This is a genomic window from Allokutzneria albata, from assembly GCF_900103775.1.
GTDB classification, from domain to species: Bacteria; Actinomycetota; Actinomycetes; order Mycobacteriales; family Pseudonocardiaceae; genus Allokutzneria; species Allokutzneria albata.
In genome coordinates, this window is record NZ_LT629701.1 from 546,239 (window position 1) to 555,000 (window position 8,762).

The 8,762-nt window shown below is 69.5% G+C and carries 8 protein-coding genes and 1 rRNA gene (1 of these 9 cut by a window edge); 3 read left to right on the forward strand and 6 right to left on the reverse strand.

The window, feature by feature from the left end; all coding sequences use genetic code 11:
• Window positions 1-27: 27 nt before the first annotated feature.
• Window positions 28-852, forward strand: a complete 825-nt coding sequence (nadE, locus tag BLT28_RS02575) for an ammonia-dependent NAD(+) synthetase (RefSeq protein ID WP_030433494.1) — start codon at window positions 28-30, stop codon at window positions 850-852.
• A gap of 21 nt (window positions 853-873) precedes the next feature.
• Here nadE and BLT28_RS02580 read toward each other — a convergent pair whose 3' ends face one another.
• Window positions 874-2,130, reverse strand: a complete 1,257-nt coding sequence (locus BLT28_RS02580; protein WP_030433495.1) for a glycosyltransferase — start codon at window positions 2,128-2,130, stop codon at window positions 874-876.
• A 72-nt stretch (window positions 2,131-2,202) separates the two neighbouring features.
• Between BLT28_RS02580 and BLT28_RS02585 the strand changes: the two genes are divergently transcribed.
• Window positions 2,203-3,312, forward strand: coding sequence for an ROK family transcriptional regulator (locus BLT28_RS02585; protein WP_043814166.1), 1,110 nt, complete (start codon window positions 2,203-2,205; stop codon window positions 3,310-3,312).
• On the opposite strand, the gene BLT28_RS02590 is transcribed toward BLT28_RS02585, so the two are convergent.
• The 5 genes from BLT28_RS02590 to BLT28_RS02610 are packed head-to-tail and all read right to left on the reverse strand — an operon-like array spanning window position 3,296 to window position 8,027.
• On the reverse strand, window positions 3,296-3,763 hold the full coding sequence (locus tag BLT28_RS02590) for a hypothetical protein (RefSeq protein WP_030433497.1): 468 nt from the start codon (window positions 3,761-3,763) through the stop codon (window positions 3,296-3,298). The two genes, BLT28_RS02585 and BLT28_RS02590, sit on opposite strands and share 17 nt — an antisense overlap.
• Window positions 3,764-3,819: 56 nt before the next feature.
• On the reverse strand, window positions 3,820-5,250 hold the full coding sequence (gndA, locus tag BLT28_RS02595) for an NADP-dependent phosphogluconate dehydrogenase (RefSeq protein WP_030433498.1): 1,431 nt from the start codon (window positions 5,248-5,250) through the stop codon (window positions 3,820-3,822).
• A gap of 49 nt (window positions 5,251-5,299) precedes the next feature.
• Window positions 5,300-6,118 (reverse strand): M15 family metallopeptidase, encoded by an 819-nt coding sequence (locus BLT28_RS02600; protein ID WP_030433499.1) that lies wholly within the window; start codon window positions 6,116-6,118, stop codon window positions 5,300-5,302.
• Window positions 6,119-6,163: 45 nt separating this feature from the next.
• Complete coding sequence (locus BLT28_RS02605) at window positions 6,164-7,198, reverse strand: hypothetical protein (protein ID WP_052408200.1); 1,035 nt, start codon at window positions 7,196-7,198, stop codon at window positions 6,164-6,166.
• A gap of 58 nt (window positions 7,199-7,256) precedes the next feature.
• Entirely contained in the window at window positions 7,257-8,027 is a 771-nt protein-coding gene (locus BLT28_RS02610) for a MerR family transcriptional regulator (protein ID WP_030433501.1), read from the reverse strand.
• Window positions 8,028-8,569: 542 nt separating this feature from the next.
• Here BLT28_RS02610 and BLT28_RS02615 point away from each other — a divergent pair.
• Window positions 8,570-8,762 (forward strand): 16S ribosomal RNA (locus BLT28_RS02615); it runs 1,325 nt beyond the window's last position.

Here is an 8,762-nt window from a genome sequence, read left to right on the forward strand (position 1 = left end):
AACCGGAGCCGGTCGTACAGTACGGGGATGCTGAACCTCCGGGAGCGGATCCTCGCCGAGCTCGCCGTCAAGCCGACCATCGTGCCCAAGGTCGAGGTCAGGGAACGCGTCGACTTCCTCAAGGACTACCTGCGCTCGACCCCGGCCAAGGGGTTCGTGCTCGGGATCAGCGGCGGTCAGGACAGCACGCTGACCGGCAGGCTGTGCCAGCTCGCGAGCGAGGAACTGCGCGAGGAGGGCCACGAGGCCACCTTCGTCGCGGTGCGGCTGCCCTACGGCGTGCAGGCCGACGAGCAGGACGCGCAGACCGCGCTGGAGTTCATCAAACCGGACCGCGTGGTCACGGTGAACGTCAAGCCGAGCGCGGACGCCGTCGCCGCCGAGGCCGCTGGCGCCCTGGGCGAACCCAGGCTGCGGGACTTCGTGCACGGCAACGTCAAGGCTCGCGAGCGCATGGTGCTCCAGTACGCCATCGCGGGACAGCTCAACCTGCTCGTCGTGGGCACCGACCACGCCGCCGAGGCGGTCACCGGCTTCTTCACCAAGTACGGCGACGGCGGCGTCGACATCACTCCGCTGACCGGCCTGACCAAGCGCCAGGGCGCCGCGCTGCTGCAGGAGCTGGGCGCGCCGCCGAGCGTCTGGGAGAAGGTGCCCACCGCCGACCTCGAGAGCGACCGGCCCGCGCTGCCCGACGAGGTCGCGCTCGGCCTGAAGTACGCCGAGATCGACGACTACCTCGAAGGGCTCGACGTCGCGCCCGAGGTGGCGGAGAAGCTGGAGTCGATGTTCCTCGCCACCCGGCACAAGCGCGCCGTCCCGGTCACCCCGGCCGACGACTGGTGGCGTTGACCGCAGCGCTTCGGAAGACCGTCACACCCGGCGCGGGTTCGCCCGCTCGACCAGCCGCAGGATCGCACCCGCGCCGTCCTCCGCGCGCACGTGCCCGGCCAGCACCCGAGCGCAGGCGCGGTAACCAGGTTCGGTGACGGCGCGGGTGACCAGCTCGGCCAGCGGCTCGGCGGCCAGCTTCGCGAACGGCACCGATCCCGGGCTGACGCCGACCTTCGCCAGCCGCGAGGCCCAGAACGGCTGGTCCGCCAGCACCGGGGTGGGCACGACCGGCACCCCGGCGCGCACGCTCGCCCCGGTGGTCCCCGCGCCGCAGTGGTGCACCACCGCGGCCATCTGCGGGAACAGCCAGTCGTGCGGGACGCTCTCCACGCACATCACGTCGTCGCCGGTCGCGGTGAGCCCGGACCAGCCGGCCTGCACGACGGCGCGGATCCCGGCGCGGCGCACTGTCTCGGTCACCACCTCCGACAGGCGTTCACCCGCTCCCGGCGCCATGCTGCCGAAGCCGAGGAACACCGGGGGCGGACCGGCCTTCAGGAAGTCCACCAGCTCGGCGGGTGCGGTCCAGCCGGGCGGGCGCTCCGGCCACCAGTAGCCGACCACGTCCACGCCGCTCGGCCAGTCCACCGGGCGCGGCACCACGTGCCTGCTGAACCCGTGCAGCACCGGGAAGCCGTGGTCGGCCAGCATCATCCGCCGCGCCGCGCCGACCCCCACCGGCGGCAGCCCGATCCGGCGGCAGAACTGCTTCACCGACGCGTCGATCGAGGTCGGCACGCGCAGCGCGAGCCTGGGCAGCCACCGGTTCAGCACGCGGCCGAGGTCCTTGCCGCCCAGTCCGGCGAGGCCGAACTCCGCGGTCGGCACGCCGGGGAACAGTTCGAGCGCGACGGCGGGGATGCCGAGCGCCTTGCCCGCCAGGTACCCGTTGATCATCGCTCCGCGTTGCAGCAGCAGGACGTCCGCGTCCGCCGCGGCGTCCATCACGCTGTCGGCGACGCTGTTCATCAGCTGCTCGGCGATCTCCAGCTGCACCTTCAGCCCCTTGAGCCCGGTGCCCTTCTCCGCCCAGGCGCGCCCTTGCTCGGAGGCCAGCAAGGCGCGCATGTCGCCCGCCATCGGGCGGTGCTCCAGCCCGAGTTCGCCGAGCATGTCCGCGAACTCGGCCGGGGCGGAGACGACGACCTGGTGGCCCGCCTCGCGCAGCCGCACCGCGGGGCCGGTGTAGGGAGCGACGTCGCCGCGCGAGCCCACGGTCACGATCACGATCCTCATGCGCCTCAAGCTACACAGGTTTCATAAATTCGTGAAGGTTGTGAAGTGTGATCTCCGGCTAGCCTGTGTCCCGTGGACGGAGTGCGAGGGCTCGGCGGCGACGCCACGGCTCTGCGGAAGCTGAACACGGCCAGGGTGCTGCGGGTGCTGCACCGCGCGGGAGCGGTCACCCTGACCGAGCTGACCAAGGCCACCGAGCTGTCCCGCTCCGCGGTCGAGGGCGCCATCGAGGAACTGCTGGCCACCGGCCTCGTCACCGAGGTCGAACCCGTCTCCGGCGGACCCCGCCCGCTCGGCAGGCCCGCGCGCCGTTTCCGCTTCCGCATCGACGCCGGACACGTGCTCGGCGTCCACGTCAGCCCGCACAAGGTCTACGCCGTCCTCGGCGACCTGCACGGCGAGATCGTCGAAACCAGGCGGGTCGAGCTGACCCCGGACCTGCCCGGCCCCGAACGCCTGGTGCGGCTCCGGCGCACCGCGCACCAGTGCCTGCAGGCGGCCGGGATCACCAAGGACGACCTCTGGGCGGTCGCCGTCGGCACGCCGGGACTGGTCGGCCGCACCGGGAAGATTTCGCTCTGCTCGGTGCTCGACGGCTGGACCGGCCTCGACCTCGCGGGTGAACTGGGCGCCCACTTCCCGTGCCCCGTCCTGGTGGAGAACGACGCCAACACCGCGGCGATGGGGGAGCGCTGGCGCGGCGTCGCCCGCGACATCGACGACGTGGTCTGCGTGCTCGCCGACCACAAGCTCGGTGTCGGCGTGGTCATCGACGGCCGCGTGCACCGCGGCAGCCACGGCGCGGCGGGCGAGCTGGGCGCGCTGCCGAACTCGCCGTGGGCCGCCGCCAACGACTTCCTGGTGAACTCCGAGCACGACCCCGCGCGCGTGTTCGCCGACCCGCGCGCGGCGGCCGAGGTCGCCGACTTCGTCGAGGCCCTGGCCAACGGCATCGCCACCATGGCGCTCGCCGTGGACCCTGAACTGGTGGTGCTGGGCGGTGTCATCGCCGACTGCGGCCCGGCGCTGCTGGAACGCCTGTCCGCCCGGGTGCCCGGACTCTGCCTCACACCACCGCGCCTGGTGCTCTCGGAGCTGGTCGACGACGCCGTTGCGCTCGGCGCGCTGCGCGTGGCCCTCGACGAGGCCGAGAAGCGCCTGTTCGCTATTTCAGCGAGCTAGCCACCTTCTCCGCGAGCTTCGTGACGTCGCCGCACAGATCGGCGGCGTCGTCGTTGCGCACCTGCAGCGTCACCACGCCGGAGCCCTCCTGCATCACCGCGCGGCACTCGATCGCCCGCCGCTCCTCCGACTGCAGGTCGAAACCGGACTTGTGCACGAACACCTCGCGCCCGCCGAGCGACTTCGCGGGCTCCTTGAGGTTCCACGACTTCCGCAGCGTCTCCAGCGGGATGTCCGGCATCCGCTTCAGGTCCACGCTGTAGCCGGAGGCCGACCACGAGCAGGTCAACCCGAGCGAGTCCTCCTCGCGCTTGGCGGTCGGCTCACCCGGCCACGGGAAGTCCGCCTTGCCGACCACCTCGCACAGGTCCTTCGCCGCGGGTGCGCCGCCACCGCCGCACCCGGCGCAGACGAGGGCGGTGGCCGCCAGGATCGACACGAGTCCCTTCACCACCGCACCTTCTCAAACGAAAGCCGGGCCACCCGGGGGCAGCCCGGCTTTTCGGGTCAGGCCGGACTTTCCCCGCGCTTGCCGGACCAGTCCACGTGGAAGCTGCCCTCGCGGTCCACCCTGCGGTAGGTGTGCGCGCCGAAGAAGTCCCGCTGGCCCTGGATCAGCGCCGCAGGCAGCCGCTCCCGCCGCAGCCCGTCGTAGTAGGCCAGCGACGACGCGAAGCCCGGCGTCGGAACACCCAGCTCCACCGCCGTGGTCACCACGCGGCGCCACGCCTGCTGCGCCTGCTCCAGCGCCTTGGCGAAGAACGGCGCGACCAGCAGGGACGGCAGCTCACCCGACTCGTCGTAGGCCTCGCGGATGCGGTCGAGGAACCGCGCCCGGATGATGCAGCCCCCGCGCCAGATCGTCGCCGTCGCACCCAGGTCGACGTCCCAGCCGTACTCCTTGCTGGCCGCGATGATCTGGTCGAAGCCCTGCGCGTAGGCGACCATCTTCGACGCGTAGAGCGCCAGCCGGACGTCCTCGACCAGCGTCCGCGCCGCCTCACCGGACACTCGGCCGCCGCTCGGGCCGGGCAGGTTCGCCGCCGCAGCGCGCTGGTCGGCGTGCCCGGACAGCGACCGCGCGAACACCGCCTCCGCGATCCCGCTGATCGGCACGCCCAGCTCCAGCGCGGTCTGCACCGTCCAGCGCCCGGTGCCCTTCTGCTCCGCCTGGTCCAGCACGACGTCCACGAACGCCTTGCCGGTCGCCGCGTCGACCTGGTCGAGCACCTCGGCGGTGATCTCGATCAGGTACGAGTCCAGCTCACCGGTGTTCCAGCCGCGGAAGACCTCCGCCAGCTCCTTCGCGCTCAGTCCCAGCCCCTGCCGCAGCAGGTCGTAGGACTCCGCGATCAGCTGCATGTCGGCGTACTCGATGCCGTTGTGCACCATCTTCACGAAGTGCCCCGCACCGTCCGGGCCCACGTGCACGCAGCACGGCGTCCCGTCCACCTTCGCGGAGATCTTCTCCAGCAGCGGCCCGAGCGCGGCGTAGGACTCCTTCGAGCCGCCGGGCATGATGCTCGGCCCGAGCAGCGCGCCCTCCTCACCGCCGGAGATGCCGACCCCGGCGAAGTGGATGCCCTTCTCCTTCAGCGCGGCCTCGCGGCGGCGGGTGTCGGCGAAGTGCGCGTTGCCGCCGTCCACCAGGATGTCGCCCGGCTCCAGCAGCGGCGTCAGCTCGTCGATCACCGCGTCCGTCGGCGCGCCCGCCTTCACCATGATCACGATCTTGCGCGGTGTGGCCAGCGACGCGACGAACTCCTCCGCCGTCGCGCTGCCCACGAACTCGCCCTCGTGCCCGAACTCGGACACCAGCGCGTCGGTCTTCGCCCGCGAGCGGTTGTGCACCGCCACCGAGAAGCCGTTGCGGGCGAAGTTGCGCGCCAGGTTGCGGCCCATCACCGCGAGCCCGGTCACGCCGATATCGGCAGCCATGCGCTCTCCCCATCTTCAGGTCTTGTCAGCAACGTATCGACTTCCGGGGTCAACGCACCGGGAGGTCGAAGTAGGTCTCAGGATGTGGTTCACCTCGCAGGGTGAAGTGCCACCACTCCTGCGCGTAGTTGGTGAAGCCGTGCTTGTCCATCAAGGACTTGAGCAGCACGCGGTTCGCCTGCGCGGGCTGGCCGACCGCCGGGTTCGCCGTGTGCGCCAGCTTGTCGAAGCAGTCGTAGCCGGTGCCCATGTCCACGCTGTTGTCGGCGAACCGCCGCTCCTTGGGCGCGGTGCAGCTCACCAGCGCGTCCCCCGCGCGGTACTGCGCCTGCGGCGGCGGTGGCACGGCGACCAGCGTGAGGTCGACCGTGCTCCCACGACTGTGCCCGGAGCGGTCGGCGATGTAGCCGTCCGGGAACAGCCGGTCCTTGCCCAGCGTCGGGTAGAACTCGCCCTTCATCCGCGTGTCCGCGTTTTTCGCCCACCGGACGAAGTGGTTCACGGCGCGCTGCGGGCGGTAGCAGTCGTAGACCTTCAAGCTCAGCGACTTCGGCTTGAGCTCGGCCTGCACGCGTTTGAGCCCTTCGGCGGCCTGCGGCATCAACAGGCACTTGTTCGCCTCGTAGCCCTCGATGCGCTCGCCGACGAAGTTGTGGTCGGTGAAGTAGCGCGCCTCGACGAGGATGCTCGGGTCCACGTCCTGAACGGACACGAGCGGACCGGTGTTCGCGGCGGTCGTTGTCGTGGGCGCGGCGGTCGTACTGGTGGTGGCTTGCGTGGGCGGTGCCGATGGCGGCGGGGTGTCCGAGCACGCCACCAGCACTCCCGCGACCAGCAGTGTGCCGAGCACGACGGGGCGCGTAGTCATCCCACAGGGGGTACTTCACCCGCCCCCGTCGTGCAAGTCGGCTGATCAGCCGGTTTGAGCCAGCTCGTTGCACCTGGCCATCGCCTTGGCGGCCTGATCAGCGGTTCGCCTGCCGAGGCCGCACGCGCACGCGATGTCCACGCTGTCGTTGACGAGTCGTTCGACCAGGGCCAGCAACCGCCGCTGCGTGTCCAGGTCCTGGTTCTCGTGCGCCAGCCCGGCGATGAAGCGGCATCCCGGCGGCAACGCGAGCTTGCTCAGCGCGCGGTAGTAGGACTCGTCCGGCGATGGCGGCAGATCACCCATCGCGAGCGGCGCGTGCACGTACTCCAGCTTCCGCCCCGCGGGCCACGCGGCGGCGATCGCGTTGGACAGCGTCACGAGCGGCGCGGCGCTCTTCATCTTCCCGAGTGCCTTGTTGTTCAGGTCGCCCAGGCACAGGTGCACGCCGAAGCTCGTGCCTTCCGGAGCGCCCGCGGCGACAGCGACGACCTTCTTCGCCAACCAGCGCGAGAGCAGCCCGTGCACCAGCTTCGGCGCCTTGGTCATGAACACCAGCTCGACCGGCACTTCGATCTGGAACAGCACGTCGTCCCCGGCCTCGGCGTGGATCTGCCGGATCTCGCGCACAGTGGCGTCGTGGAACGGCTCGACGTGCTTGAAAGGACCGATCGGGCCGAAGACGAACATCGCGAGGTCCAACGGCCCCGGAACGCCGACCTGGTAACGCAGTCCTTCGTGCCGGTGCTCCTCGCGCAGCTTCTTGAACACCGGGTAGCTGCGTCGGAACTCGTCGACGTAGGTGAGGTTCAGCGCGTCACCGGTCAGTGCGCGTCCCTTGCGGATGCGGTATTTCGGGATGTCCTTGTAGCTCGACCACGTGCCCTTGGCCAGCATCTCCAGGTCCGGGTGCCCGTCGAGGCTGTCGACGAAGTTCACGATCCACCGGTTGCGCTCGCCCGTCTCGCCGTCGGCCAGCGTCCTCAACTTCGGACCCGATGTGGCCAGGGCCCCGGACATCGCCGACCCGGCGTCCTCGCCCGGCAGGCTCCCGACGTAGTGGACAGCACGATCACCCATGTCAACCTCCCCAGAAGCTACGAAAGTCCGTAGATCCTTGTAGGGCTGAACGGCCGAGTCATTCGCCCGATCGGCGGGCATTCGCACGAGCCGCGGCGCAGATGAACGCCCCCGTGCCCGGCCGCTGCTGGTCAGGCGGGACGAGGAAGTTCAACTGCTCCGGTTCGTTCGCGTACATCTCGGCGATCTGCACGTGCCGTGCGGGAGAGCAGTCGTAGAGCAGGCCGATCAGCCCCCGGTGTTCCTCGGCCAGATCCATCGCGCGCTCGCTGTCCGGGGCAACGCCCTCGTCCATCGCCGCGAGCAACCGCCGCACCCACTCGGCCTGCTCGGCCTGCATCCTGACGAAGTCCTCCTTGGCGAAACCCGACATCCGTTCCTGGGCCTGCCGCCACTCATCGGTGTGCCCCCACCGCCGCTCCGCCTGCTCGCCGTAGCCCGGAACCGGCTCCCAGTCTCCGAAGACCTCGAACCGCTCCTCGGGCGTCAGCGCGATCCCCATGCGCTGCGACTCCATCTCCCGGTCCACGGCCGCGACCATGCCGCTCAGCCGGTCGATCCTGGCGAGCAACAGGTCGCGCTGCCTGCGCAGGTGTCCCATCGTGTCCGTGCTCTCGTCCGCGACGATGGCGGCGATCTCGTCGAGGGGGAAGCCCAGCTCGCGATAAGCCAGCACGCGGTGCAGCCGATCCAGGTCCGCCTCGTTGTAGGTGCGGTATCCGGCGGGAGTGCGCCCGCTCGGCGACAGCAGCCCGATCTCGTCGTAGTGATGAAGAGTGCGCACGGTCACATTCGCGAGAGCGGCGACCCGTCCGACCGTGTAGTCCACGCTGATTCCTCCCTGACTGCGCACCCTCACCGTGCCGCCTCACGCCACGTGAGGGTCAAGCCCGCAGGCCGCCTCCGCGCGCCGACATGCCGCTGACCTGGGAGATCGCCGTAAGAGGGGGGTCGGTGAAAACGCCCCGTGAACCCCCTGCTAACTTTCCTTCCACACCGAGCGGGTCACCGCGAAGTGGTTCCCCGGGACGAGGACGCGCAGTGGGACCCCCACTGACAGCCCCGAAAACGGACCGGGTACAGTACGAAACAGCTCAACAAAATACGTTCCGAAGCGGACACAAACCGGGTTCACCCCCGATTTGACACCGGGAAATCGAACCGGATAAGCTTCGAGCAGAACAAAATGAGCCCCGGATGGGGAGCCCGAGTGTGGGTGATCCGGATGGTGTGCGTGTGTTCTTTGAGAACTCAACAGTGTGCCGATGTAAGCCAGTGAGCTTATGTTTTGGAATACCCCTCGTCAGGGGTTTCCTTTGAGATGATTGATTTGCTAGCAGTTCAGCTAGATCTCATCTCTCTTATCAGTCATTGATGGAGAGTTTGATCCTGGCTCAGGACGAACGCTGGCGGCGTGCTTAACACATGCAAGTCGAGCGGTAAGGCCCTTCGGGGTACACGAGCGGCGAACGGGTGAGTAACACGTGGGTAATCTGCCCTGCACTCTGGGATAAGCCCGGGAAACTGGGTCTAATACCGGATATGACCACTTCAGGCATCTGTT

Bases quoted from the DNA above. Each gene is read 5' to 3' on its own strand.
- nadE (WP_030433494.1), top strand. From the start codon at position 28: ATGCTGAACCTCCGGGAGCGGATCCTCGCCGAGCTCGCCGTCAAGCCG.
- BLT28_RS02580 (WP_030433495.1), bottom strand. From the start codon at position 2,130: ATGAGGATCGTGATCGTGACCGTGGGCTCGCGCGGCGACGTCGCTCCC.
- gndA (WP_030433498.1), bottom strand. From the start codon at position 5,250: ATGGCTGCCGATATCGGCGTGACCGGGCTCGCGGTGATGGGCCGCAAC.
- BLT28_RS02600 (WP_030433499.1), bottom strand. From the start codon at position 6,118: ATGACTACGCGCCCCGTCGTGCTCGGCACACTGCTGGTCGCGGGAGTG.
- BLT28_RS02605 (WP_052408200.1), bottom strand. From the start codon at position 7,198: ATGGGTGATCGTGCTGTCCACTACGTCGGGAGCCTGCCGGGCGAGGAC.